Genomic DNA, 25,773 nt, shown 5'->3' with positions numbered 1-25,773 from the left:
TTTTTTTATTTCTAGCTATACCTGTACCGATTACAACTTGCGAATCACGGACTTGAAGAAATCATTTCCTTTGTCATCCACGATGATAAAGGCTGGGAAGTCTTTCACTTCGATTTTCCACACTGATTCCATACCCAACTCAGGGAAATCCAGAACTTCCACTTTCGTGATACATTCCTTTCCTAAACGAGCTGCAGGTCCACCGATAGATCCCAAATAAAATCCTCCGTAGGTCTTACAGGCTTCAGTGACCTGCGGGCTGCGATTCCCTTTACCCAACATGATCATAGAACCACCCAAGCTTTGGAAGGCACCCACATAAGGATCCATACGTTCGCTCGTTGTAGGACCAAAAGAACCCGAAGCATAACCCTTCGGAGTTTTTGCAGGGCCCGCATAATAAACCGCATAGTTTTTGAAATACTCTGGAACACCTTCACCGCGATCCACTTTTTCTTTGAGTTTCGCATGTGCGATATCACGGGCCACGATCATCGGACCATTGAGCATCACTCGCGTGGCCACTTTTTGTTCCGATAAAATTTTAAGAGTTTCCTGAATCGGCTTATTCAAATCAATCTGAATAGCCTCTGCACTTGTATCTTTAAGATGATTCGGAAGATACTGTTCAGGGTGAAGCTCTAGCTGCTCTAAGAAAATACCGTCGCGGGTGATCTTGCCCTTGATATTGCGGTCAGCAGAGCAGCTCACGCCGACTCCGATCGGGCAACTTGCACCATGGCGAGGCAAACGAATCACGCGCACATCGTGCACGAAATACTTTCCACCAAACTGCGCACCGATTCCTGTGTCCCGGGCCCACTTTTCAACTTGCTTTTCCATTTCCAGATCACGATAAGCTCTACCACCCTCACTACCTGAAGTAGGAAGTCCATCCAAATAACCTGCAGAAGCATACTTCACGATTTTTAAAGTTTCTTCTGCTGAGGTACCACCTACACAGAATGCCAAGTGATACGGAGGACAAGCCGCCGTCCCCAGTGAGTTCAAAGTCTCGCGTACAAACTTTTCAAAGCCCTCGGGATTTAAAACCGCTTTGGTTTTTTGATAAAGATAAGACTTATTGGCACTGCCGCCACCTTTAGCCATGAACAAGAAATGATATTCATCCCCTTGTTCTGAATAGATATCAATTTGCGCTGGAAGATTAGAGCCCGTGTTTTTTTCTTCAAAGAAAGAAATTGGAGCCATTTGCGAAAAGCGCAGGTTTCTTTTTTGATAAGTATTAAAAATGCCTTTAGAAAGATGTTCTTTGTCGTCTGTACCCGTAAAAACACGTTCTCCTTTTTTTCCGACAACAATGGCCGTCCCGGTATCCTGACAGGAAGGAAACTCCATTTGTGCCGCGATGATCGCGTTTTTCAAAAGATCCACAGCAACGAAGCGGTCGTTCGGAGAGGCTTCGGGATCTTGTAAAATTCTTTCTAATTTTTCCAAGTGACTCGCGCGCAGAAGATGCGACACATCGCTGAGGGCTTCTTGAGCAATAAGCTCTAATGCCTCGGGTGCTACGACTAAGACTTCTTTGTCTCCTAGTTTTTCGACGCGGACATGGTCTGAAGAGATTTTTTTATATTGAGTAGTATCTTTTTGTTTTTCGTAGAGAGGGAAATATTTAAATGACATGCAATTGAATGTAGCATTGCGTCTTAAGCGCGCGCAAGCCTCGGTGCGGCTTTTAGGTGGGCTTTGATGGTGGGATTTAAGGAGCCGTGAGTACGGCAAAATTTGGGGGACCGGGTCCTCTCTTTGCGTATGTGAGAGGTGGTCAAGGACCTTACCGAGGGTCGAAGAAGATTTCTTATGTCTCCTTCTGAAACAAACTTATCGCCCTAGACCTATAAGCACAAACTCATAATTTTTAGACTTTCCATAAGTTTTGCTTATGGCAAATGAAGGCGCCGAATAAACACGTTTTGGGCGCCAATCAATGAAGTTTTTGCATCGTATCAGCGGATTTTTCAGAGGGAAATTCACTCTGAGCGCGGCTCTGCGCCATCTTAACAAAATCCTAAAATTTACGAGGAGGATTTAGAGGCTCTTTAGATTGCCAATTGATCATTTATCTATTAGCTTCTCGGAAATTTTTACTGGAGGAACCATGGCTCTTTTGCTCGTAAGCTTATGTCTTGCAGCGGTGATCACGCTCTACTTTAAGAACAATCCGTTGGGACACTCGCGCAAATTCATGATCCGACGCTTTGTTAACTGGTTTCCTCTAGGCATGACTTACGCCTTCCTATATATGGGTCGTTACAACCTGAACGTTTCTAAGAACGCTTTGGGCGATATGATGACGAAAGAGCAGTTTGGTCTGATCTTCGCGGCCGGTACAATCACTTACGGTCTTTCTTTCCTCCTGAATGGTCCCATTGTCGATAAAATCGGTGGTAAAAAAGGAATCATCATTGCCGCTTTAGGTTCTGCATTGATGAACATCCTTATGGGTGGCGTGACTTATCTTTATTTGATGGGTCGTTTAAAAACCAACATGGTCCTTGCGTTCTCCGTCTTGTTCGCATTGAATATGTTCTTCCAATCTTACGGCGCGGTTTCGATTATCAAAGTAAAAGCTTATTGGTTCCACGTACGTGAACGCGGTGTCTTCGGCGCGATCTTCGGGACTTTGATTTCTTTCGGTGTTTATTTTGCCTTCGACTGGGGACAAGCAATCGTTGAAGCTTCTAAGCTTCATATTGAAGGTCAAAAAACGGCGTTCCAAGGTTTTATCCAACACATCTTCGCTATCGACACAGGAACGACAAATGCAACTTGGTTGGTGTTCACAATCCCGGCATTCCTTTTGATTGTTTGGGCATTGATCGACTTCGTTCTTCTTAAAGACTCTCCTAAAGAAGCCAACTTTGATGACTTTGATACGGCAGATGCTTCTTCATCTCCAGGTGAAGATGACTCTAACTTGAAAATCTCAATCGGCTTCATGCTTAAAAAGATCTTCACTAATCCAGTGATGATCACAATCGCTTTAGTAGACTTCACTTCCGGTGTTCTTCGTAACGGTATCATGCAGTGGTACTTGGTTTATGCCCACGAAACAAAAGAGACAAATCCGGTCTTCTTTGAAGGTTCCCAATTCTTCATTAAAAACTGGGGTCTGCTTCTTTGCTTAACAGGTATCTTCGGCGGATTCGCAGCAGGTATCGTTTCAGACCGTTTATTCCAGTCGCGTCGTGGCCCTCCAGCCGCGATCAACAACGGTATCATGATTATTCTTTTGATCATCATGGTGTTCTCTTTGATGAATCATCCAACAATGCTGGGTCTTGCAGCGGTTATGATCACATTGACCGTTATCGGCGTTCACTCGTTGATGTCGGGTACAGCAGCGGCGGACTTCGGTGGTAAAAAAATGACGGCAACTGCCTCTGGCATCGTCGACGGCTGCGTTTACTTAGGAAGTGGTATCCAATCTTTGGCGATTGGTTATCTTTCACACAAGAACTGGATCTACTGGCCGCTATTCTTGATCCCGTTTGCAGTGATGGGTCTTTTCTTAGCTCTTAGAATGTGGAATGAACTTCCAGCAGCTACTAAAAAGTACATCTTGGAAGTAGAGAAAAAAGAAGAAAAGCTGCAACAACAGCAAGCGCGTGCCTCCACAGATCCAGCGGGTGTTCCAAACTAGTCTTTGCACCTTGACGAAATCTTAAAAAAAGCCCACTTCCAAGTGGGCTTTTTTATTTTTCTCGATTAATGTGGGCTCATGTCGTTTTTAATTTCTTCTGGCCGCTACATTCTTCGTCTTGTAATTTTCGGAATGGTTCTACGTGCTGTCGTAGCCCTTTACCTAAATCTTTGGGACTTTTCTGTCCCTGCAAGCTTTGATAACACTTTAGGTCCCTTTCTTTATGGATGGCATTTCGATCTCGCGATTACTGCTTTTCTTTATCTTTTGCTTTACGGAAGCTCGTTGCTTTTTTCGTTTTCCGAAAAAACATTTTCGCGACTCAACAGTCTTTTGTTATTTTGTTACACGATTTTGATTACTACAGACGCGATTTACGCTAAAGAGTCCGGCCGTCACATTTCTTATGAGGTCTACAACCTCTTTACAATTCAAGGCTCTTTAGGAAATCTTTTAAAACTTTACTGGTTACAACTGCTCTTCGCCTTCTTGGGCGCATCTTTCGTCGGTCGCTTTTTCACTCCACGTTATAAGCCGGTTCAAGGAATTGTGAAGCGCACTTTGGCTTTGCTTTTTGTATTAGTCATCAGCTTAGTCTTTGCGCGTGGCTTTGAAGGCATTCCCCAGGATCCCTCTTGGGCATATCGCGCCGGGGGCGGCAGTAAGGGTGCGACACTGGCATTAAATGGAGCTTACGGTATTGTGTGGGCGGCCTTTGCCGGAAAAAAATCGAGTAAGGAAAATATCGAAGTTCCTCTGCACGTGAAGAGTCTTGATATCTTCAATGAATGGCGCGTTCGTCGTGGTATAGAAAAAGCCGTTGGCAATTTCGATGGCAACATCGTGATTGTTTTCATGGAAGGCTGGCCTGGCGTGTACGTCGATAAAAAAGTCGGCGAAGAAGAAGTTCTTCCTTTCTTTAACTCTCTTCGTGCAGAATCCCTGCGGGTGGACTTGATGCTCGCGGGAGGGCACCGTACAACGGAAGGACTTTTTGCCACTCTTTGCAGTCTGCCCAATCCTCCCGGAAAAAGCATCATGTTCACTGAAATCGAAAACAAAGATTTTAAGTGCTTTCCGCAGTTCTTAGAGAGAAAAGGCTACAGCTCTGCTTTCTTTCAAGGATCTGATCAATACACCAGCGGCGTGGGTCTTTTAGTTTTAAAAACAGGCTTTCAGAATTCTTACGGCAAACGTGAAATTCCGGATTGGACGATGATTGAACAAAACGCTTGGGGCGTGTTCGATCAGGATCTTTATAAATTTGCGACCCAAAAGATGGACACGATGACAGAACCCATGTTGATTGGCATTAACACCAATACAACCCATGATCTGGCGTTACCGAAAGGTGTTCGTCCTGCCTTTGGTGAAGAGAACAATCAATCCATGCATCTCAGCGTCACCCACCACGCGGACAAAGAGCTGAGGGGTTTTTATGAGACTTTAAAGAAAAGATCTTGGAAAAAAGACTGGCTCTTTGTTCTTGTATCGGATCACACCAGCTTTGCTGCAAATGGAATTTTTGAACACTACTCGATTCCATTTTTAATGAAATATCATTCCGTGGGTGGAAATAGAAAACCTCCCTTTGAACACAAATTGATTCATGGAGCGTTTTCACAAAATGATGTCGGTGCAACGATAGCGGACCTTACTGGAAACGCAGCACCGGAGTTTTTGGGAAGATCTTTGCTGCGCCCCCAGGAGTTTTCAACAGGCGCCAACCTTTTCCATTTAGGAACCTCTGTTTGGTTTGAGGGAGAATGGGCCGTTGTTTTTAATATTCGCGATTACGGGAACTACAAGTGTTATCACTGGCAGAACGACATGCTTTTTCACTACCCTCTTCCGTGCCCGACCGATGGCGAACAAATGTACTTAAGAGGCCTCAGCTACCTTAAAGAATCTCAAGAACTGCTTTTCAAATAACAAGGCTCTGTCGGGATTCTTGATTCCTGACAGACGAGCCTCACCGTTCTTTTATAACATCGAACCTTCAGCGCAAAATGGATGTGTGGGAGGTTCTATGAGAATCATCTGGGCTATTGACGCGTTTGAGGATAACAAAGAGCTAAACCAGAAGATGGCGGACTACATCACCCATCTTCACGAAACCACGCAGGCAGAGATTGAACCTCTTTATCTGCTCAGGGAAAATGAAATCGTTCTTCCCACGTATGAAGTGCCAGCTTGGGTGACAGACCACTCTAAAACCGCTGAGTCTTTATTTCGCGAAGTGCTCTCGGACTACAATCTTCCCTTTTTAAAAGAGCCTAAAGTTATTCCACACGCTTCGCAATCCCACGCGGGGGCTGCAGAAACACTTTCAAACTATGCTTTAAAAAGTCACGCTGACTTGATCATCGTTGGCAGCCATGGACGACAAGGCTTTCAAAGATTTATCTTAGGAAGCTTCGCCGAAAGCCTCCTCCTGCAATCCGAGGTGCCCGTCTGTGTGGTGGGCAGTCACGCTTTAAAAACCCGCTCTAGCCGCAGCATCTTATTCCCAACGGAGTTTGGTGAACACTCTAAGGATAACTTCCGCCACGTCTTGGATCTGGCTCGTAAATTCAATGCTGAAGTGTTGCTGTTGCACGCCATCGCGCGCCCTATTGAAAGCCTTTTTGATCTGGATACGCGTCCTCGCGTGTACAACTATGATGGAAAAATGATGACGTTAGAACAAATCGTAGAAAGTCAGATTGAAGCTCAATCCCATCGGGCTCAGCAATGGGTGGATTGGGCGGCAAAGGAAGGCGTCATCGCACATTTTCATATCGACAACACCTTTAAGCCTATTGATGAATTGATTCTTGATGCCATAGAAACCCATCAGTCAGATTTGATTGTGATGGAGGCTCAAAGCGGCCCCATGAGTGCCGCTCTTTTAGGAAGTTACACGCGCAATGTGGTTCGTAAAGCGACCTGCCCCGTGTATGTTCTGACTCGTCACTTCTATGACAAGCAAGAGGATCGCTTTATCGATACACCTGCACCTTAGGCACCGCGTCCCTGTGACGGGCGCATCGAGTCTGGAAGTTTTTTATAAATATTATTTAAATGCGTTTTTAGCGTCGCCTTAGAAATGAAAAGCTTCTCGGCAATCGCCGCATTCGTGTGCCCGTCTAACACCATGCTCATAATTCGCAGCTCGCTCTTCGTTAAACCTTTTTCTCGGAAGAAGGCTTCTTGCTTCAGTTTAGATTCTTGCTGGTTTTCAAGAAGGTACATGAATGTCATGATACGCTCGCCATCATTCACGATTGTGATATCGACTTTTTGACCATCGATCTCATGATCTTTGAAAAGATGCATACCGGGAGAAACCGCCGCACATTCATCGATTTTCTTGCAGAGGGCATTGCAGGTCTTATTGCAGATTTGTCCGGCCATAGGGCCGCAGGTCTTAATGGAGTTGTCGTTCTGAAAGAGAACCCGTTGTTCTAAATCCTTTACACAGACACCCAGTTTTTTACCCATACTTGTTTCAGCATTGAGCATTTCATTCAGATTCACGCGAAGCCTCCTACAGTCAGTTTCGTGAATACGGCCTCGCATGTCGATGATGCAGATCATGATTCAAATTTATTTTCGCCTCACAATTGTTAGAAGCGAAAATGTGAGGAGCCGCGGAAAATACAACATGCGCAGCGCGCCAGAAGACGCTTCATTCATACTACGAAAGAAGCTAAAACAGCCCATTTTTGGGTATTTTGATGTCGATCGTTGGCAAAAAAATGATGAAGGATCCACGGATCTACATTATGAAACTGAAATTTCAGAGATGATTTTTGTGATTTATTAGGCAGAAGATATTATAAATTTCGTATTTCATTCGATTTTTGATTGCGGTCTAGTAATATTGCTGGACTTAAAGGTCTCTGGACTAAAATGAGACTAACGTTCGTGATTTATGTTAAAATTCAGTAAAGACGTACTCCCTGTCGGCACCGTGGTACTGCTAATCGATACTTTGGTTACTAGTATTGAATATTAACCCTTAAAGACCGAATATGAACACGAGCAAAGTTTATAAGCCTCGAAAGGAGGAAGTTATGGGTGCTGCTCCTATCAGCCACACAAGTCCTGAAAAGAAATATATGCTCAAAATTCCGGTTCAAAAACGTTCCAAAGAGACCGTTGCGAGCATTGTGGAATCTTGTGCCCGACTTCTCGTTCAAGAGCCGTATCATGCGATTACGACAGATAAAATCGCAGAAATGGCCGGAGTGAGTATCGGTTCTCTTTATCAATTCTTCGCAAACAAAGAAGCCATTGTTGCTGCGGTTATTGATGACCTTTTGCAAAAAGACCTCGCTTATATCGAGGAAAACTTAGCAAAGCTTCAAGCCACAGACTTGGATTCCAAAGTTCATGCATTTATTGACATCGGGTTCACACGTTTCCACGACAACCGCCCCCTAAGAACGGCATTGCAAGGCGTACAAGGGATGCTGGACTACTGGGATACCCGCCGTGTGTTCTTTGAACATTATCAAAAAGCGGTATTAGCTCACATGCCACCAATTCCTGGTCGCGATCGTGACATGATGGCTCTTTTCATCGTCAGCTGCTTTAATAATATTTTGCATCTGGCTTTATTAGGCCCGCAATCGCAAGAGCGTGAAGATGCGATCAAAAAAGAAGTGTTCTTATTGATCCGTCGTTACTTGAATCCTTAGGATTAAAACTAAGAATTCCCTTGCCTCTTCAAACCCTCCTCGTATCCTTAAAAAGGACTTCAGGAGGGTTTTTTTATGTTAAAGAAAATCAAGACGCCATTCACGGAGATGATGAAGATCGATTACCCCATCATCGCGGCACCGATGTTTCTAGTGAGCAACGCCGACATCGTCGTTCAGGCCAGTGAAAGCGGTGGCATCGGAACCTTCCCCGCCTTGAATTATCGTCCGATTGAAAAATACGTCGAAGCTTTGAAAGAAATCAAAAGTCGCACGAAAAAACCTATCGGCGTTAACATCATCGTTAATAAAAGCAATGCACGCCAAAACGAGGACCTCAAACACGCCTTAGACAATGGAGTGGAACTTTTTATTACCTCCTTAGGAAGCCCCAAAGAGGTGATTAAAGAAGCACATAAAAACGGAGCGAAAGTTCTTTGTGACGTTACAAACTTAGAGCACGCTTTGAAAGTACAAGACATGGGCGCTGATGGTGTGATTGCGGTATCCAGTGGCGCTGGCGGACATGCTGGGCCTATTTCTCCTTTGGTATTAATTCCTTGGCTCAAAACTCGTTTGCAAATTCCTATTGTGGCTGCCGGTGGAATTTCACACGGCTCGATGATGTCTGCTGTTTTAGCTTTAGGAGCCTCCGGCGTGAGCGTAGGAACGAGATTCATTGCCAGCTATGAAGCACAAGTGGATGAAGCCTACAAAGAAGCCATTATCAAATCCACTCCTGAGGATATTGTTATGACGACAAGAGTGTCTGGGACTCCCGCGGCCGTCATCAACACTCCTTATGTGCAAAAAATCGGGACGGATTTACCTTGGGCGATGAAAGTTCTAAAAGACCATAAGATGACAAAGAAATACATGGTGCCGCTGATTCATCTTATGGGAATGAAGTCTTTAGAAGAAGCCGCCAGCAAACCCACTTGGAAAACTGTTTGGACAGCCGGCCAATCCGTGGGTCTGGTGGAGGAAATTCTGAGCGTGAAAGAGATTTATGAAAAACTCATCACCGAATATGATGAAAGCGTAAAAAATCTTTCAAGCCTAGGACTTGATTGATCTGTTACGCACCGACAGAGTGAGCTCGTAAGTCATTACGGGCTCGGTCGGATTGGATTTCGGCACAACGGCGTACCCTTTCATCTTTCTTTCAAGACGAGCCGGGTTGGTTTTTGATTCTTCAATCAAACTGCGAACCGCTTCGATTTCATCACAAATAAAATGCACATCACCGTCGGCACGTTTGATGTACTGACCTGAGAAATCTTTAAAAATAAAATCAATTTTCTGCTTACTTTCAGAAATCGCCACCACGGCGGCTGCGGCAATTGAAAGTTCAGCACCTATTCCTAAAGCTCCAAAGTACATGGAATTAAGATGATTCTTAGTCCTATAGTTTAAAGGAATTTTTAAAACGAAACGTTGCGCTGTCGACTCAATCACGCGTGGATTGACGAATAAAACCAACGGAATTTTTAAAAGACCGTAAAGATTCACAAATGCTGTCAGTTTGAAATTTTTCATGTTCATATTTGAAATTCTAGGCCCACGCCCGAGGACCTACCAGCATTGACAAAACGCACCATCAAGAATGAAATAAGGATATAGAAGCAGGCTCCCGCGAAAACCCCTCTTTGCGGTCCTGCCCTTTTACTTGACCCCTTAAACTAAGCTCTTATAAAGGAGAGAAGACTTCAGTTAAGGGGCCTTTTTTATGGCAAATTCCTCAAAACCTCCATTGCTTGACCGCATGACTCCCAAAGTCGTCCGCGAAGCCAAGAAGGTCTTTCGCGAAAGCGGCCTTAAAGGCGTGATTAAACGCTATGGGTGGAAGTTTTTTGCCGTCTTCTTTGCCTATTACCTGATTCGTGATGTGACTTTATATATTCTGTTGCCGCTGTATTTAGCGAATAAGCTTTTTTAAAGATCAAAAACTGCACCCTTATTCTGTGTAAACGAAATTTGAACTTCCTGGCTCTGTACTTGCCATTGTTGATAACCATGAAGTTCAAATGCCCATATTGCCACACCCAAAGAAACAAACGATCTGCCTCTCGGACGATTCGTAAGCTTGGTTCATACTATCGCAAGTCGGATGGTCAGCATCTGACTAGATTCTGGTGTTTTCCATGCAAAAAAAGCTTTTCTGCAGCGACCACAAGTCCCTTGAAAAGCCAGAAGAAAAGACACCTTAACAAAGCTATCTGTGACCTATTAACTGGAGGAGTGAGTCAACGAGAAGCCGCACGGATACTAAAGATCAATCCAAAAACGGTGGTTCGAAAGTTTCGATTCGCCATAACTACAGCAAAAGAAGAACTCAAAGGATGGAATCAAAAGTTTCAGCCCTGTACTGAAGTTGAATTCGATGACTTGGAAACTTTTGAACATACAAAGTGCAAGCCGCTTTCAGTAACTTTGATGGTTGAATATCGAACAAGGAGAATCTTAGGGTTTGAAGTTGCGCAAATGCCAGCCAAAGGAAGAATAGCTGCTTTTGCGAGGAAGAAGTACGGACCTCGGGCAGATCACCGATCCCAGGCTCGTAAAAAGTTATTTTCAGAGATGAGATCCTTTGTTTCACCAACAGCGCTTATACGATCAGATTCAAATCCTTATTACCCAAAAGATGTAAAAAGGTATTTCCCGAAAGCCCGACACGAAACTATCTTAGGCGGAAGAGGAGCTATCGTTGGCCAGGGGGAATTAAAGAAGCTCAAGTGGGATCCGATTTTTAGTTTGAATCACACTTGTGCGATGTTTAGAGCCCATATAAATAGGCTCTTTAGAAAAACCTGGTGTACGACTAAGAGAGCCGATCAATTAGCGGGACACATTGCTCTCTATGCTCTGCTTCATAATCGCCGCCTTGCCACAGGCAAAGGGGGCAGTTCTTAAAGATCAATTCCTAAAAAGAAGCTGCCAATTAAAATGATAAAGACCGTGAACGCCATCAGCGCAAGCTTGTTTTCTTTTTGCTTAATAAAAAGAATTCCCGTCAGGAACACACGCAGAACAGGTAGCGATACCAAAACAATCAATCCCGCATAGGAAATAAGCATCGCGCGATCTTGCATAAGCAAAGCCCATTGCAGATTCTCAAACAAGGATGTCGGTTGATACTCAGTGAAAGAGGAAAGACTTTGCTCCCCTTTCCACCACATCCACAACCAACCTACCAAAAGAAAGATTCCCGCAAACAAGACACCACTACGCAAAAGCTGGCTGATACGATATTCCAAGCGGTTCAATGTTTTCTCTTCCGAGTTCACAGATTGCACCGTCATGAAAGCCCCTTAATAATCATTTGCACAGAAACAACTACAAGAACGACCACAAAGATCTGTCGAATTCTTTTGGCAGGCATTTTCGTCATGGCCTTTGCTCCAACAAATGAGCCGACAATAATCCCCACAGCAACCGGAGCTGCGATCTGCGGATGAATATCTCCACGTAAAAGATAAGCCCCCGCGCTTGCTGAAGCTGTGACCCCGATCATGAAATTTGACGTCGCTGAAGAGACTTTAATCGGCAGCTTCATCGCGCCGTCCATCGCCAGAACTTTAAAGATGCCGCTGCCAATACCCAACAGGGCCGAAAGAATCCCCGCACCAAACATGGCAAAAAGACCGAAAGGAACGTTCTGAACTTTGTAAGACATCCATTTGCCATCAGCTTCTGGATAGGAGCCATCAAGCTTCAAAGATTGCGCCCACGGGTGGTTTTCTGCTGTGAGATGTTCGGATCTTTTTCTAAACATCATCAAAGCGGAAAATAATAAAAGGAGTCCGAAAAGCAGAAATAGAAACTGAGCCTGAATATAAGAAGCAATAAAAAATCCGACAATGGCGCCCGTCACGGTGCCGATTTCAAGAAACACCGCAAGTCGTAAATTAGTCAGGGAGTCTTTCAGGTAACTGGCCGCCGCACCGGAACTTGTCGCCACAATCGAGATCAAACTTGCTGCAATCGCATATCGAATATTGACGTGATACACGAGAGTCAAAACAGGAACGATAATCAAACCACCGCCGAGCCCCAAAAGGGCTCCTAAAAATCCAGCACCGATAGCCGTGGCGAACAGCAAGAGCTCTAACATTTTCTAAGGCCTACTTCGCGCATTCGTAAAGACGAACTAAACGAGCTCCGAAGAAAGTATCTTTTTTTGTAAACTGCCAAGGTGGGTATGGCAGGAACACCGCTTCCGCACATTGTCCCTTTTGCGCCACCGCCCATTGACGATCTTCTGAAGAGGCGGTGTAGATTTCGCCGGTCTTACTATCTTTGATACCGATCGCAAATGAAAAGACTTTCGAGGTAATATCACCTTCTGCTCTGGTTACCAAAGCAACTGGCAGCTCTACGCGCTCAACAGCGGTGATTTCTCCGATAATGGTTTTAGAAAAAATAACACTGTAATTCGCCATAACAACCCACACAAGCGCGATGACGAGAACAAGTCCCAATACGAATTTTGTAAACTTCCAAATTGTTGCCATAGAAATGAATTATCGGTTACTTTAAGTGGCGTCAACAAAAAGGACCCCCGCCGTGTTTTCAAAGCAAGAAAAGATTCTCTTAGGCATTCTCGCAGCAATTCAATTCAGCTCTATCGTCGACTTCATGATCATGATGCCGTTGGGGCCGCAATTGATGCGCATGTTTGCAATCAATCCTCATCAGTTCGGACTCCTTGTGTCATCGTATACATTCTGTGCCGGCATTAGCGGATTCATGGCTTCGTTCTTTATGGATAAGTTTGATCGCAAACTGAGTCTTTTATTTTTCTTTATTGGTTTCTCTTTGGGCACAGTGGCGTGCGGGGTTTCTCCCTCTTACGAAACCTTGCTTTTGGCTCGCGGATTGACCGGAATCTTTGGTGGTGTTTTAAGTTCCCTTGTTCTTTCTATCGTCAGTGATGCGATTTCTTACGAACGCCGTGGAAGCGCCATGGGTGTGATCATGACATCCTTTTCAATGGCATCTGTATTAGGCGTGCCGTTCAGTTTGTTCTTGGCAAATCAGTATTCTTGGCATGCTCCTTTTGTGTTTTTGGGCGTGATCTCTTTAGCGCTCTGCTTAGTCATTTGGTTCCATGTGCCTCCGATGCGTTTGCATTTGATGGAAGCCCGCGCCAAGGAGCCACCTCATCGGGTTCTGACTCGCATTCTTCACAACAAGAATCAGCGTCGCGCTTTATTGTTCATGTCCTCGGTGATGTTTGGTCACTTTGCGATCATCCCTTTTCTTTCACCTTCATTGGTGGCCAATGCCGGAATGACCGAGGCACAACTTCCGTTTATGTACATGACTGGCGGGATCTTTACGATCTTCACGTCCCCTTGGATCGGTCGCTTGGCAGATCGTTATGGTAAGCACAAAGTGTTTTTATGGGGCGCCTTAATCACTTTGCTTCCTTACTGGGTGATCACGCATTTAGGCCCGACACCTCTTTGGATTATTCTAGCTATTTGCGCCTTCTTCTTTGTTTCGTCGGGAGGGCGCATGATTCCGGCCACTGCATTGGTGTCTGGAACGGCCCTGCCACAAACTCGTGGAAGCTTTATGAGTATCGTCAGCTGTGTGCAGCAGCTTTCGTCTGCGGTTTCTAGTTATATCGCAGGCTGGATCGTAACGACCAATGTGACGGGACAACTCGAAAACTATAACATAGTCGGTTACGTCGCCGTGGCTTTCACATTTGTGGCGATTTATCTTTCAAAAAAGATTCAAGCGGTTGAAACATCGCCAACAAAATCCGCCGACGCTCATCTTGCAGAGCCTGTTGTTTAGATTAAATTTTAACTTTCTGACGTAAAGACTTGACCTCGGAGTGCTGTTTTTTGCTTTCAAGTCTTTTGCGTTGAGAACTTTTAGTAGGCTTTGTAGCGATGCGCTTTTTCGGAACGAAGAGCGCTTTCTTCAAAGTTTCATGTAGACGACGAATACATTCAGATCGATTTTGATCCTGATCGCGGTGAACATCACTGCGCACGATAAGATCTCCCTCTTCTGTCAGTTTGCCTTTCAGTTTTTGACCTAAACGCTCTTTCAATTCATCTGTCAAAGACGTTGAGGCCCATAGATTCCATCGTAAAATGGCTGCTGAATTCGTGCGATTCACGTTCTGCCCACCTGGCCCCCGTGACCGCGCGTATGTGAAGTCCATTTCGTGAAAAGGAATCTGAATAGAAATCATGTCGTGACAGGTTCCTGATTGAAATCCGCGTAAGCCTCCCCGACCTTCGCTTCGTTGACATAAACCTCATAGTGAATCGGAGACGCCTTCACAACCATGGCGCTGACACCACAATACTTTGTCATAGACAAACGAACCGCCTTTAAAGCTTGCTCAGGCTTGATATCCGGGCCCACAATTTTGTACTGCAGTTTCACTTCTTTAAAAATTTTAGGATGAGTGTCCGTCGTATCGGTCTGAGCCAACACATCACAAGACTGAAGATTCAGTCGCATTTTTTGCAGGATCGAAACCACATCCATACCTGAACACGTGCAAATGGCCGTCAGCATGATTTCCTTCGGTGTCGCCGCCTGATCCAAACCTCCGTCTTCGGGTTTTCCGTCGATAAGAAATTTGTGATGACGAACATGAGCCTCAAAGCCCAATTTACCCACCCATTTAGTTTGACACTCCATATGACCCATCATTTCCTCCGAGGACGTTTTTAAGAAGGCTACAATTCATAACGCCAGAAGTAAAGCGCTGCCCCTATGGCCGGATCATTTGCGTTGGAACACAAGGGAGGCTATCCTAAGAGGATTAGGAGTACCCTTATGATTGCAATGATTGCTACAGCTCTATTTGCTCTGATCGCCGGTGGGGGCGCAGGCTGGGCCTTGCACAAAATCTTAAACGCGCGCACTTTGCGTCATGCTCGTGAAGAAGCCTCTGATATCGTCGGTGAAGCCAAAGAAGTCGCTGAATTGAAAGCATTGGAAGAAAAAGAACGCGTTCAAGAAATTGAAATGGAAATGTGGACCAAAGTGGAACCTGATATGTTGAAGGTGGAAGGTCGCATTGAAGAACTGCAAGAGCTTGCTAACGAAAAGAAAGCGAAAGCTGATTCGATAGTACAAGAAGAAAAAAAGAAACTGCAAGAGCGTGAAGCCGAGGTAAAAACTCAGGAACAAGCCTTGCGTGGTCAAGAGTCTGAACTGAATAAGCTCAAAGACGTTCAAAAAAATCTGAACAAAGATTTGGTTCTAAAATTGACGGAAAGACTGGGAACCTCTGCCGAAGAATTCAAAAATCAGTTGAAAGCCCAGATGGAAGAAGAGTCTCGTCGTCGCGCAGCTCGCTTTATCCAGGAATCTGAAGAGGACTTGAAAGAACATGCGGAGCAACGTGCGAAAAAGATCTTAAGTCTTGTGATCGACCGCTTTGCTCGTCCTTACTGCGCCGAGCGTGGTATTGGTGCTGTGAACTTCCCCGACAACCATATCCGCAAACTTTTCTGCGACCCTAACGGAAACAACATCAAAGCCGTTCAAGATGCTTGCGGTTGCGATATTATCGTAGAAGAAGGCATGGACATGGTAGGCGTTGCAGGCTTTGACCCTGTTCGCCGCGAACTCACTCGCCGAACTTTAGAGCGCATTTTTAAAGAAAAGAAAAACATCAATCCTGATTTCATCAAAAAGATTGCGGAAAATCAGAAGAAAGAACTTTTCAAAAATATCAAACACGATGGCGATGCTTTAGCGAAAGAATTGAAATTGGAAGGCTTGAACGTCGAAGTTCGCCAGATGATGGGCTCATTGCGCTATCGTTATTCTTTCACTCAAAATCAATACTTCCACTGCGGTGAAGTCGGATGGCTTGCCGGCTTGATGGCGGCGGAATTAGGTCTCGACATCAAAAAAGCGCGCCGTGTGGGCATGCTTCACGATATCGGCAAATCCATGGATCACGTGATGGAAGGTGGACATGCCGTGATTGGTGCTGACTTTATCGCGGCTCGCGGAGAAGCTCCCGATGTCGTTCATGCGGTTAAAGCCCATCACTTTGACGAACAGCCTTCGACAGATCACGCGTTTTTAGTAATTGCGGCGGATGCTGTTTCTGGAGCTCGTCCTGGCGCACGTCGTTCAACGATTGAGTCCTACAACCAGAAGGTTTCTGAGCTTCAAGACATCGCGCGTTCTTTCCCCGGTGTCACGGACTGCTTCGTTCTTAGCGGTGGACGCGAGTGTCGTGTCCTCGTCAATGGTAAAAAAGTCGACGACTCTCAAGCATTAGATCTTTCAAAGAAAATAGCGGCGCGCATCGAAGAGGAATGCAACTACCCGGGCCAAATCAAGGTGGTGGTTGTGCGTGAAACCGTTGTCACAGAACAAACTAGGAAAGAGCTCGCTTAAAATGCGAGTTCTTTCTGTATAAAAACAGACCTTTTATTAAAACCCCATCATCTTTGCTCTTTTAGAAGATTCTCCGACCCACTTTAGGTTCAAATAAGGTGGTAACGAAGGAGAACTCATGGTGATCGAGACATCTTTAGAAAAGCAGCACGCACAACGCGTGTTGGTCATTGATGATAGCTTGGATTCTGTAAAGCTCATGTCACACATCCTAGATCACTACAAATGCGACGTGACGATGGCTTTCGATGGACAAGATGCTATCCCTCTTCTTGTAAACCGACATTTTGATTTGGTTGTTTTAGACTGGCAAATGCCACAAATGGGTGGGCGTGACACGCTTCTTTTGATGGACCGTCTTTTAACAGAAAGAAAGGTTCACAAGCTGCGCAAACCCATCCCTGTCGTCATCTATACGGGCCATAGTGAAGAGGAACTGGAACTTCCCTTGGTACGTAACTTTACGTACATGGGCTTCATTAATAAGCGTCAGGCGTTCAGCTCAATGATGCGTTCATTTAATTTTATTTTGCGTTCGGTTTAGGGAAACCTATTGAACGACGAGAGGGGCCCTTTTCGCAGGGACTGCAAAGGGCCCCCACATCCAAAAGCCCTGCATCTCAGAAACAGATTAAGGACGAGCGCATTCTTTGCGATTTTGACAACGAATCATTTCGTAACGGTAGTTATGCATCTCTTTCAAAGTGTACTCGAGTTCTTTGTCATAACCCACACTCACTGTGCCCTTTTGTCCCATAGAGAAAAATTCATTTACGAATTTAAACTGCTCTGCAGAGTAAACTAATTTTGAGGACGTCGAAAAGAATCTGAGATTGTTCGCCGTCGAACGAACTGTTTTCAAGAAACGAGCACGTTGCTCTTTGGCTTTTTCTAAGCCGCCACGCATATCCTTCCAGCATTTCACTTCACCGATTTTAATAACCTTATTCAGGTTATTATCAAAGATGACGATGTCGAGCTCACCGATCACACGTGCTTCATTTCCGTAAGCAATCCCAACGATGACTTCGTACTGAGGCTTTTGATATTCGCGTTCGACCTCGATCCGAGCCACTTCTTCACAGATTGCGCCGGAATCTTCGTAACTGCGAGGCACATCCTTAAGAAGTTCAAAGTCTTCCGCCCAAGTTGCAAAAGCAGGAGAAGAAAGAAGAAGTGAAAAAACAATCGCCACCATTTTCATGGAACCCCCTTGAGTCATTAGGAATGTGTGGTTGCTGTGCCGCTTCTTTTGCCTAGGAGCGACATAAAAGGCAAATAGAATGTCCACATTCCAATAACGCGGCGCAAATATCTTAGGAAGAATCCTCCTCTATTTGATATCGTTGTTCCCAATCTATGGATCCTGACCCTTACCCGACCTCTCAAGTATTTCTATCTCTATTAAAACCGGAGATCTCCCCATGATCGAATTTATAGTGGTGCTAGTTTGCCTAGCGCTGAATGCTGTATTTTCTGCGGTGGAGATGGCTTTCGTCAGCGTCAACCGCGTTGAATTAAGAAAGCTTGCCGATAAAGGCGACTCTAACGCCAGCTTGCTTTTACGCCTGCGGTTGACCCCTGAAAGAACTCTTTCGGTTCTGCAAATCGGGATCACACTTGTCGGCGCGATTTCCGCCGCTGTAGGTGGTGCCGGTGCTGAAGAATCCCTGTCACCGATTTTCGAACAGCGCTTCGGAATCAGTGAAGACTTTGCCGAAGCACTTTCGATCTTGGTCGTCGTTATTCCTATCACCGTAGCGAGTGTCGTGATCGGTGAACTGGTTCCGAAAAGCTTGGCTTTAAAAAACTCGAAAAAAATCGCGTTGATTTCCGCCAAAGGTCTTTTCACTTTCGATAAAGTTCTTTCCCCGGTGGTGAACCTTTTAGAAAACATGACCCACGCCATCGTCAGAGTCTTCCAAAGAAAAGCCGCTCGCGGTGCTTTGCAAGAATCCGCAGCCTCCGAAGAGACGTCGATCAGTATTGATTCCTTGTCGAAAACGCACAGACAATTCGTCCTTAATCTGGTGAACATCGAAGCTAAACAAGCTGAAGACATGATGGTGGATTGGGAAAACACGGTGAAAGTCTCTGTGGACCTGCCTGTTTCTGAAGTTCTTACTTTAGCTGTTGGCTCAGGACACACCCGACTGCCCGTCGTTAACGAAGCCGGCATTCCGTTGGGATTGCTGCACACCAAAGAATTTATCACCTACATAGGCAGCGGCGACACCAACTGGCCATCCATAGTAAGACCGATCTTGAAAGTAGCCGAAGGCGATGACGCCCTTAAAGCCCTGAAGCTGATGCAAGAAAAGAAAAGCCACATGGCACTCGTCTACGATAAAGACACCGTAGTAGGCATCATCACCATGGAAGACATCCTCGAAGAAATCATAGGCGAGATCGCCGACGAAGATGACGATGGCCTAATAAAGCGCCTGCTAACAACAAAATCCCGCCGCCCTTTTGGCCGCCGCTAAAAAAAAAGCCCCGAACCAATGGGCCGGGGCTTCACTCACAATTCAAAGTTCAAAATTAAAGAACTTTATTTGCGTGGTACTGCTCTTCAGAGAAGTCATCCACCAAGATAGCGTCATAACGAACTGGTTCGGCTTCTTGCATAAGTTTATACTCAGCTTCAGTAATAATATTCTTACCTTTAGCCTCGTCCAACAATAGATGCGCTTTCTTCTTAGGAAGAGCGCCATCACGAATCGCTTTCTTGATTTTCTTTTCTGCCGCTTCGGCTTGCAAAGTCACTGACATTGCATATTCAAGGCGACCCAATTGATCATTGCGATTTGTTGGCATGTAGATACCCGCTGTCAAACGATCGCGAATACCGCCTTCTTTCATCATTGCTGAAGCAATGGCATGTGACCAACCATCAGAAGCTTGTGAACCGATAGAGTTGATACGAGACCAAGCACCAATCCAACCTTTGAAGAACCAACGAAGACCTGGGATCTTCAAATTGTCAAAGATACCATCGAAACCTTTTTGGATTTCAGCCATGTTGTATTTCAAGTTGTAGTGAACAAAAGCCAAGTCTTCTTCGCGACGACCCTCTGCTTCGAAACGACGAAGGATCGAAGTCGCGATATACATATTCGCCAAGATGTCAGCAAAACGACCTGTGATTTTCTCTCTCATTTTCAAAGATCCACCCAAAACGCCCATCGCTACGTCAGCAAGCAAAGCGTATGTTGCTGAAGTCCAAGAAAGACGACGGAAGTAGATTTTCATCTGTGGATGACAGTCTGGAGTCGCTGCCAAGTAACCACGAGACAATGACAGAAGGATCGCACGGCATGTATTACGCACAATGTGACCAATGTGACCGAAGAATGCTTTATCAAACGCTTTCAAGTCATTCGCCTCGTAAGCTTTCACTTCCGCGTAAGCAAATGGATGCGCACGAAGAGCCCCTTGACCGAAGATGATCAAAGTACGAGTCATGATGTTCGCACCTTCAACCGTGATACCGATTGGAGTCGCGATGTAGATTTCAGCCAAAACGTTGCGAGGTCCCATAGAGATACCCGCACCACCCATGATGTCCATCGCGTCGTTGATCGACTTGCGGCCCATCTCAGTAGAATAGTATTTCTGCATCGCCGTGATCACACCAGGCTTGATACCTTTATCAAGAGCACCCAGAGTGTAGATTCTCATGGCTTCTAGCGCGTATGTAGAAGCACCGATACGAGCCAAAGGTTCTTCAACACCTTCGAACTTACCGATAGAAACACCGAATTGACGACGAACCACAGAGTGAGCTGACGTCACGCGAGTCGCAAGTTTTGCGCCGCCTGTTGCTTGAGCTGGCAATGAGATACCGCGACCTGCAGCCAAACATTCCATCAACATCATCCAACCACGACCTGCTCCACCGATACCGCCGACGATAGCTTCTTCAGCGTCGACGACAACATCTTTACCTTGTGTTGGACAGTTGTAGAACGGAGTGTTTAATGGATCGTGACGACGGCCCAGAACGACACCTGGAGTTTTAGAAGGAATCAAAGCACAAGTGATACCTACGTCTTCACCTTTGCCCAAAAGATTTTCAGGGTCACGAAGACGGAATGCCAAACCAATTACTGAAGAAATCGCCGCTAGAGTGATCCAACGTTTATTCCAGTTCAATTTGATTTTAATTTTACCATCAGTGTCTTTAAATAAAATACCTGTTGATGTGATCGCACCGGCATCCGAACCCGCTGTAGGCTCTGTCAAACCGAAGCAAGGAATCTCGCGGCCGTCCGCCAAACGAGGCAACCAGTAGTCTTTTTGTTTGTCAGTCCCGTAGTGAGCAAGAAGCTCTGCAGGGCCCAAAGAGTTTGGAACCATCACTTGGATCGCGACAGAAATTGAGCGCGAAGAAAGTTTCATGATCACTTCAGAGTGGCAAAGAGCCGAGAAGCCCAAACCGCCGTATTCTTTCGGAACGATCATGCCCAAGAATTTTTCTTTACGGATGTAATCCCAGATATCTTGTGGAATTTCTTTTGTCTTATAGATTTGCCAGTGATCGATCATCGCACAAAGCGTGTTCACCGGGCCATCCATGAAGGCTTTTTCTTCAGCCGTCAAACTTGGATACGGCTCATTCATCAAGTTTGTGAAATTTGGTTTACCAGAGAAAAGGTCTTTCTCTACCCACACAACACCGGCATCCAATGCCGCTTTTTCTGTGTCAGAGATTTTTGGCAAGAATTCAAACTTCTTGAAAATGCCAAACACACCCGATGTTACAAGGGCCGCGCGAATTGGTGGAATATTGAAGATCACTGCCAAAACAGCGAACACAATCCACAACCATGTTGGAGCACCGAAACCGAACAGAATCGCTGCGAGTGCGATCGTCCACACGATGAGCGGGCTGCCAAAGAACCCGACAAATAACAGAAGAGCGACGGAGCCTAAAACCCAGGCCCATGTGCAGCTCTCTAAGAAAAACCCATAAAGAGAGTTGATAGAATCCACGATGTATCTCCTTTAATCCTTTAAATTGATACACAGTAATTAGACTCTGGAATGTGAGGATGTGCAAGCGCTTCGGACGCTCGTCTATATATGCCCGAGATGGAAAAAATATGAGGAAGAGTCTGAGAAAAAACAAAAGCCCTCTTTCGAGGGCTTCGTTTGTAGCTTTAAGCTATTTTCGCCCGAAGGCTAAAATTACTTAGTTTCGCCAGCAGGAGCTGCAGGAGCAGTCTCTGTAGTAGCAGGAGCTGCTTCAGTAGTAGCTGCAGGAGTACCTTCAGCTGGAGCTGCTTCAGTAGCAGGAGCTGTTTCAGTAGTTGCAGGTGCTTGCTCAGCAGGTTGGTTTTTAGAGCAAGTGAAACCAGTTGTGAAAGAAAGTGCTAGCAAAGCAGCGATAACGATTGCTTTCATTGTTGTTGTCCCTTCGTTTATTAATTTGTGCATTCCACTCAGCCACGTTCTTTAACGTTTCGAGACGGTCCGCATTTTTGTTTTAAAACTCGACTAAGGACCAAATTACACAAAAGTGCCGCCGGATAGCAAACGAATTTTTAAAATTATTTTTGGCAAGTTGAGCACCAGAACGTATTTCTTCCGCCCAAAACTTTGGATTTCACCTGTTGCCCGCAAGTCACACACGGCTGTTTCGCGCGATCGTACACTCTGAAAGTGGATTGAAAGTAACCGCTTTCTCCACTGGCTTGGGCAAAGTCACTGATCGAGGATCCACCGAGTTCGATGGACCGAGATAAAATTTTTTTAATCTCTTTTGCCAGCACGTCCGCGCGCTCCCGGGACAGCTTTTGTGCCGACAAAGTGGGCTTGATCCCCGCTGCAAACAAGGCTTCACTGGCATAGATGTTCCCCACCCCCACCACGATCTTTTGATCCATGATCGCGACTTTAATGGCGACGTCTTTCCCGCGCAGGCTTTCCCACAGTTCTTTACCGCTAAAGTTTTTAGTTAAAGGCTCTGGCCCCAAACCCTTTAGTTTCGGGTGTTCTAAGGGATTTTGCACGAAATCAAAATAGCCAAAACGGCGCGGGTCCCGGTACGCCAAACGTAGATTTCCGGAAAAATGAAGATAGATATGATCATGCAACCGCTCATCGCCCGGAGGAGCCACCCTCCAAGTCCCCGTCATTCCCAAATGTGAAAGCATCGCGCCTTTTTTCGTCCAAAGCAGAAGATACTTCGCTCTTCTTTCTACGGACAAAAGCTTTTCACCCACCAATGTGCTTAGTTTTTTAGCAGGAATAGGCTCTCGCAAATCGGGTCTTTTCAACTCGATCTTTTCTAAAACGGGTTCATCTTTAAGGATTTTTTCTAATCCGCGGCGAACGACTTCGACCTCTGGAAGTTCAGGCATTTGAGCACCCACCTTTGTGGCAATGCTCTTTATATTAGTGCATTTTAGAATTTTGACCAGTCGCAGCGCAAAACAGATTCCAGTCTTAGACTTTGATCAGCCTTTAACAAGCCGGACTCGAATCTCAAAGTCCCCTGGTAGCTTTTGGTTATTTCTGCCAACCCGGGACCCAGGCTGTGGTGCGGCCGCCGACTTCTTCGTGCACAATTTTTCCTTTGGAAGTTTTGGCGTTTTTGGATTTTCCCCAGCGTTCGTGGAAGAGCCAGGTTTTAGGATATCTCTCGTAGTCTGCGTCCGCCGCAACGGCTTTTTTGACGACCGCGAGAGTTTGTTGGTGCAGCTTTTTCATTTGAGCAGGCGTTAATTGCGAAGCCAAGTGATGTGGCGAAATTCTAGATTGATATAAAATCTCATCGGCCAGCCAATTTCCAATTCCAGCGAAGAGAGCCTGATCTAAAAGAACCGCTTTGATGGCCTTTTTTCTCTTCTTTAATTTTTCCGAAAGGACTTTCACCGAGGGAAAATCTAAAAGCGGATCATAGCCTAACTTTTTAATGCGTGGATGAGTCCACGGATCATCCGTCAACCACATACGACCGAAGCGACGTGGATCGACGATGGACATTTCAACTCCACCTTCTAGATGTAAAAGCAGACGACTGAACCAAAGTTTTTCAATAAGTTTTTTATCGCGCTCTTTCCAAAGCTGCGCTCCTCCCCACGTGTGTTCGTGGGAAGATCCTTTCATTTTGGGATTTAAAAATGTCGTGTTGCCACTCATTCCCAAATGAATCAGCGGCCAGGGTTTGCGATCCAACTCGATCCAAAAATACTTTCCCTTACGACCAGCCCCAGTTATGCGCGCACCGACCAAAGCTTTTTCGACTTCTTTGACAGGAGCAAAAGCGAAAAAGTGCCGGTCACTTTTATCCAAAGTGATTTCTTTGATTTTCTTTTTCTTCAGCTGCTCTTCGATACGGCGACGGACTGTTTCGACTTCGGCTAATTCAGGCATAGCCCATGTTAGTCCATTTCTAATGGATAAGTAGTCCGTGTGCTAATTTGCATTTCTACGCACAGCGCAGCTTGCCTTTTTAGCATAAGCCGACAACTATGCTGGGATGCAATCTGTCCAAGAAAATCCGCCAAAGGAAAACGGGCTTTTGAATCTCGTTTTCAACATCGTACTTCCCGTTTTAATTTTAAATAAATTAAGCAAATTCATCGGCCCTTTTTGGGCGCTGATCTTAGCTCTGGCATTTCCCTTGGGGTACGGCGCTTATGATTTGATCAAGCGCAAAAAAGCCAATGCATTTTCAGCGTTGGGCCTTCTGAATGTCCTTTTAACAGGCGGCCTGGCATTGATGGGTTTGCATGGTTTTTGGTTCGCGGTGAAAGAAGCGGCCTTCCCGGCACTCGTAGGGCTCTTTGTTCTGGGATCTGCTTTTACAAAGCGTCCTTTTATTGAAACACTCTTCTTAAACCCCTCGATCATGAAAGTGGATTTGTTAGAAAACCGCTTGAAAGAACACGGAAAACAAGTCGAGTTTCATGATCACATGAGGAAGGCCACTATCTGGCTTTCGTTGTCCTTTGCCTTCAGTGCGATTTGCAACTTCGTGCTAGCAAGACGTATTTTTATCAACATCGATTCGAACTTATCGTCAGAAGCGCAATCTCTGGTTTTAAATGATCAGATCGCACAAATGACGACGTGGTCGATGGCCATCATCATGGTGCCTTCTATTATTTTTCTCTTGGGAATCTTCTGGTATCTCATGCGAGGCATCAAAGAGTACTCCGGTCTTTCTACCGAAGAGCTCATAAAAGAAAATTAAAATTCCCCACCCTCATCACCGAACGGTGGCGGCGGCGGAGGTGGTGGTGGGAAGTCAGCCCCCCCCTGGAAACCACCAAAATCATCTCCAAATCCTGGAGGTGGTGGTGGTGGTGGCGGTGGAACATCTCCGAAATCATCCGACATATTTGGAGCCGGAACGTAACCTCCGTCTCCTCCACCAAAATCATCAAATGTGGGCGGTGGTGGGAACGAAGAGCCGCCTCCCCCACCAAATCCACTACTTCCCCCAGAGCTTGAAGAAGAGCCAGGACGACCAAATTTCGATTGAGCCCCAAACATCGCACGCTTGCGATAGTCATAGCGCGGACGCAATTCATCTAAGCCTAATTCAGTCGCTTCTGTGGGCAAATGCAGTGCTTGACGATCAATAGCCGTCAGTTTTGATTTTTGAGCGGCATACTTTTCGCGAGACTCTTCGTATTCTTGGGCAACTTTTCTCTTAGCAGCCGCATCAGCTTGAGCCTCAGGGCCGTCCTCGCTCATACGCACTGAACTTTTTCGAGATTTGTAATCTTCAAGAGCGCGCAATTTTTGATTTTCCCACTGCTCTTCTTCTTCGAGATGCGCCCGTTCCCCTTTGCTGCGAGCAACGTCGAATTGATCGAGATTTTTTTGATGCTGAGCAAAACCGGAAAGGCGTTGGATTTCAGCATTTTGCGCCCACGAATTGGCACAAAAAAGAGCTACAACAATGCTGATGAAAAACGCGCGTGAATGGATCATCTTGGCACCAGCTTATCAGGCTCCCAGAATTTTTTTGAGCAAACAAAAAAGATGCTCGACCTTTGGCTAATTCCTGAA

27 protein-coding genes are annotated in these 25,773 nt (G+C 45.6%); 13 read left to right on the top strand and 14 right to left on the bottom strand.

The genetic code is table 11. The features are described 5' to 3' along the window. Positions 1 to 30 precede the first annotated feature (30 nt). Entirely contained in the window at positions 31 to 1,647 is a 1,617-nt protein-coding gene (locus AZI87_RS11270; RefSeq protein WP_063206915.1) for a fumarate hydratase, read from the bottom strand. Positions 1,648 to 2,122: 475 nt separating this feature from the next. On the opposite strand from AZI87_RS11270, the gene AZI87_RS11265 reads away from it, so the two are divergent. The 3 genes from AZI87_RS11265 to AZI87_RS11255 all read left to right on the top strand — a co-directional run bounded on the left by AZI87_RS11265 (position 2,123) and on the right by AZI87_RS11255 (position 6,671). Beyond that, positions 2,123 to 3,667 (top strand): MFS transporter, encoded by a 1,545-nt coding sequence (locus tag AZI87_RS11265; protein ID WP_063206912.1) that lies wholly within the window; start codon positions 2,123 to 2,125, stop codon positions 3,665 to 3,667. Positions 3,668 to 3,745: 78 nt separating this feature from the next. After that, positions 3,746 to 5,599 (top strand): LTA synthase family protein, encoded by a 1,854-nt coding sequence (locus AZI87_RS11260; RefSeq protein ID WP_063206909.1) that lies wholly within the window; start codon positions 3,746 to 3,748, stop codon positions 5,597 to 5,599. 97 nt (positions 5,600 to 5,696) lie between these two features. Continuing rightward, on the top strand, positions 5,697 to 6,671 hold the full coding sequence (locus tag AZI87_RS11255) for a universal stress protein (RefSeq protein WP_063206907.1): 975 nt from the start codon (positions 5,697 to 5,699) through the stop codon (positions 6,669 to 6,671). Here the strand turns inward: AZI87_RS11255 and AZI87_RS11250 are convergent. After that, the gene (locus AZI87_RS11250) at positions 6,668 to 7,246 is read right to left on the bottom strand and encodes a helix-turn-helix domain-containing protein (protein WP_253696736.1); all 579 of its coding nucleotides are present in this window, start codon (positions 7,244 to 7,246) and stop codon (positions 6,668 to 6,670) included. The two genes, AZI87_RS11255 and AZI87_RS11250, sit on opposite strands and share 4 nt — an antisense overlap. On the opposite strand from AZI87_RS11250, the gene AZI87_RS18135 reads away from it, so the two are divergent. From AZI87_RS18135 to AZI87_RS11240, 3 genes are all read left to right on the top strand, one after another. Continuing rightward, complete coding sequence (locus tag AZI87_RS18135) at positions 7,245 to 7,475, top strand: hypothetical protein (protein ID WP_155722557.1); 231 nt, start codon at positions 7,245 to 7,247, stop codon at positions 7,473 to 7,475. The genes AZI87_RS11250 and AZI87_RS18135 overlap by 2 nt on opposite strands. Before the next feature lie 250 nt (positions 7,476 to 7,725). Then, positions 7,726 to 8,352, top strand: coding sequence for a TetR/AcrR family transcriptional regulator (locus AZI87_RS11245; RefSeq protein WP_063206904.1), 627 nt, complete (start codon positions 7,726 to 7,728; stop codon positions 8,350 to 8,352). A 75-nt stretch (positions 8,353 to 8,427) separates the two neighbouring features. Further along, positions 8,428 to 9,426 (top strand): NAD(P)H-dependent flavin oxidoreductase, encoded by a 999-nt coding sequence (locus AZI87_RS11240; RefSeq protein WP_063206901.1) that lies wholly within the window; start codon positions 8,428 to 8,430, stop codon positions 9,424 to 9,426. Here AZI87_RS11240 and AZI87_RS11235 read toward each other — a convergent pair. Next, positions 9,412 to 9,897, bottom strand: a complete 486-nt coding sequence (locus AZI87_RS11235) for a DUF4442 domain-containing protein (protein ID WP_063206898.1) — start codon at positions 9,895 to 9,897, stop codon at positions 9,412 to 9,414. The two genes, AZI87_RS11240 and AZI87_RS11235, sit on opposite strands and share 15 nt — an antisense overlap. A 184-nt stretch (positions 9,898 to 10,081) precedes the next feature. Between AZI87_RS11235 and AZI87_RS11230 the strand changes: the two genes are divergently transcribed. Together AZI87_RS11230 and AZI87_RS11225 are read left to right on the top strand one after the other, a co-directional pair. After that, on the top strand, positions 10,082 to 10,291 hold the full coding sequence (locus AZI87_RS11230) for a hypothetical protein (RefSeq protein ID WP_063206895.1): 210 nt from the start codon (positions 10,082 to 10,084) through the stop codon (positions 10,289 to 10,291). 242 nt (positions 10,292 to 10,533) lie between these two features. Next, complete coding sequence (locus AZI87_RS11225) at positions 10,534 to 11,265, top strand: transposase (RefSeq protein WP_367613507.1); 732 nt, start codon at positions 10,534 to 10,536, stop codon at positions 11,263 to 11,265. On the opposite strand, the gene AZI87_RS11220 is transcribed toward AZI87_RS11225, so the two are convergent. The 3 genes from AZI87_RS11220 to AZI87_RS11210 are packed head-to-tail and all read right to left on the bottom strand — an operon-like array spanning position 11,262 to position 12,866. Next, a complete protein-coding gene (locus tag AZI87_RS11220) occupies positions 11,262 to 11,654 on the bottom strand; it encodes a DUF1634 domain-containing protein (protein ID WP_063206890.1) in 393 nt (130 codons plus the stop codon). The genes AZI87_RS11225 and AZI87_RS11220 overlap by 4 nt on opposite strands. After that, a complete protein-coding gene (locus tag AZI87_RS11215) occupies positions 11,651 to 12,466 on the bottom strand; it encodes a sulfite exporter TauE/SafE family protein (protein ID WP_063206887.1) in 816 nt (271 codons plus the stop codon). The genes AZI87_RS11220 and AZI87_RS11215 overlap by 4 nt, the downstream gene beginning before the upstream one ends. Positions 12,467 to 12,476: 10 nt before the next feature. Further along, a complete protein-coding gene (locus tag AZI87_RS11210) occupies positions 12,477 to 12,866 on the bottom strand; it encodes a hypothetical protein (RefSeq protein WP_253696733.1) in 390 nt (129 codons plus the stop codon). A 52-nt stretch (positions 12,867 to 12,918) separates the two neighbouring features. Between AZI87_RS11210 and AZI87_RS11205 the strand changes: the two genes are divergently transcribed. Next, positions 12,919 to 14,160 (top strand): MFS transporter, encoded by a 1,242-nt coding sequence (locus tag AZI87_RS11205; RefSeq protein WP_063206882.1) that lies wholly within the window; start codon positions 12,919 to 12,921, stop codon positions 14,158 to 14,160. Between the two features lies 1 nt (position 14,161). Here the strand turns inward: AZI87_RS11205 and arfB are convergent, their stop codons facing one another. Together arfB and AZI87_RS11195 are read right to left on the bottom strand one after the other, a co-directional pair. Beyond that, entirely contained in the window at positions 14,162 to 14,566 is a 405-nt protein-coding gene (gene arfB / locus AZI87_RS11200) for an alternative ribosome rescue aminoacyl-tRNA hydrolase ArfB (protein ID WP_063206879.1), read from the bottom strand. After that, a complete protein-coding gene (locus AZI87_RS11195; RefSeq protein WP_253696731.1) occupies positions 14,563 to 15,024 on the bottom strand; it encodes an OsmC family protein in 462 nt (153 codons plus the stop codon). Before AZI87_RS11195 ends, arfB begins: the two co-directional genes overlap by 4 nt. 138 nt (positions 15,025 to 15,162) lie before the next feature. Between AZI87_RS11195 and AZI87_RS11190 the strand changes: the two genes are divergently transcribed. Both AZI87_RS11190 and AZI87_RS11185 read left to right on the top strand, forming a co-directional pair. After that, on the top strand, positions 15,163 to 16,746 hold the full coding sequence (locus tag AZI87_RS11190; RefSeq protein WP_063206876.1) for an Rnase Y domain-containing protein: 1,584 nt from the start codon (positions 15,163 to 15,165) through the stop codon (positions 16,744 to 16,746). A 118-nt stretch (positions 16,747 to 16,864) separates the two neighbouring features. Then, positions 16,865 to 17,290: a response regulator gene (locus tag AZI87_RS11185; protein ID WP_041870079.1), complete on the top strand. Its 426-nt coding sequence runs from the start codon at positions 16,865 to 16,867 to the stop codon at positions 17,288 to 17,290. 87 nt (positions 17,291 to 17,377) lie between these two features. Here AZI87_RS11185 and AZI87_RS11180 read toward each other — a convergent pair whose 3' ends face one another. Beyond that, complete coding sequence (locus tag AZI87_RS11180) at positions 17,378 to 17,950, bottom strand: hypothetical protein (protein WP_063206873.1); 573 nt, start codon at positions 17,948 to 17,950, stop codon at positions 17,378 to 17,380. Positions 17,951 to 18,170: 220 nt separating this feature from the next. Between AZI87_RS11180 and AZI87_RS11175 the strand changes: the two genes are divergently transcribed. After that, positions 18,171 to 19,232: a hemolysin family protein gene (locus AZI87_RS11175; RefSeq protein WP_063206870.1), complete on the top strand. Its 1,062-nt coding sequence runs from the start codon at positions 18,171 to 18,173 to the stop codon at positions 19,230 to 19,232. A gap of 55 nt (positions 19,233 to 19,287) precedes the next feature. On the opposite strand, the gene AZI87_RS11170 is transcribed toward AZI87_RS11175, so the two are convergent. From AZI87_RS11170 to AZI87_RS11155, 4 genes are all read right to left on the bottom strand, one after another. Next, positions 19,288 to 21,741 carry an acyl-CoA dehydrogenase gene (locus AZI87_RS11170; RefSeq protein WP_063206867.1) on the bottom strand — a complete coding sequence of 818 codons (2,454 nt, stop codon included), beginning with the start codon at positions 21,739 to 21,741 and terminating at the stop codon, positions 19,288 to 19,290. A 195-nt stretch (positions 21,742 to 21,936) separates the two neighbouring features. Next, on the bottom strand, positions 21,937 to 22,152 hold the full coding sequence (locus AZI87_RS11165) for a hypothetical protein (protein WP_063206864.1): 216 nt from the start codon (positions 22,150 to 22,152) through the stop codon (positions 21,937 to 21,939). Positions 22,153 to 22,298: 146 nt separating this feature from the next. Further along, positions 22,299 to 23,111, bottom strand: a complete 813-nt coding sequence (gene mutM / locus AZI87_RS11160; RefSeq protein WP_063206861.1) for a bifunctional DNA-formamidopyrimidine glycosylase/DNA-(apurinic or apyrimidinic site) lyase — start codon at positions 23,109 to 23,111, stop codon at positions 22,299 to 22,301. 148 nt (positions 23,112 to 23,259) lie between these two features. Further along, positions 23,260 to 24,126, bottom strand: coding sequence for an Fpg/Nei family DNA glycosylase (locus AZI87_RS11155; protein ID WP_063206858.1), 867 nt, complete (start codon positions 24,124 to 24,126; stop codon positions 23,260 to 23,262). Positions 24,127 to 24,232: 106 nt separating this feature from the next. On the opposite strand from AZI87_RS11155, the gene AZI87_RS11150 reads away from it, so the two are divergent. Next, a complete protein-coding gene (locus tag AZI87_RS11150; protein WP_063206855.1) occupies positions 24,233 to 24,949 on the top strand; it encodes a VC0807 family protein in 717 nt (238 codons plus the stop codon). On the opposite strand, the gene AZI87_RS11145 is transcribed toward AZI87_RS11150, so the two are convergent. Then, on the bottom strand, positions 24,946 to 25,695 hold the full coding sequence (locus tag AZI87_RS11145; RefSeq protein WP_063206852.1) for a hypothetical protein: 750 nt from the start codon (positions 25,693 to 25,695) through the stop codon (positions 24,946 to 24,948). The genes AZI87_RS11150 and AZI87_RS11145 overlap by 4 nt on opposite strands. Between the last annotated feature and the right edge of the window lie 78 nt (positions 25,696 to 25,773).

The organism is Bdellovibrio bacteriovorus (assembly GCF_001592745.1).
Classification (GTDB): Bacteria; Bdellovibrionota; Bdellovibrionia; order Bdellovibrionales; family Bdellovibrionaceae; genus Bdellovibrio; species Bdellovibrio bacteriovorus_B.
Note: the sequence above shows the minus strand (reverse complement) of the source record. Positions and strands in the feature narration are given on the sequence as shown.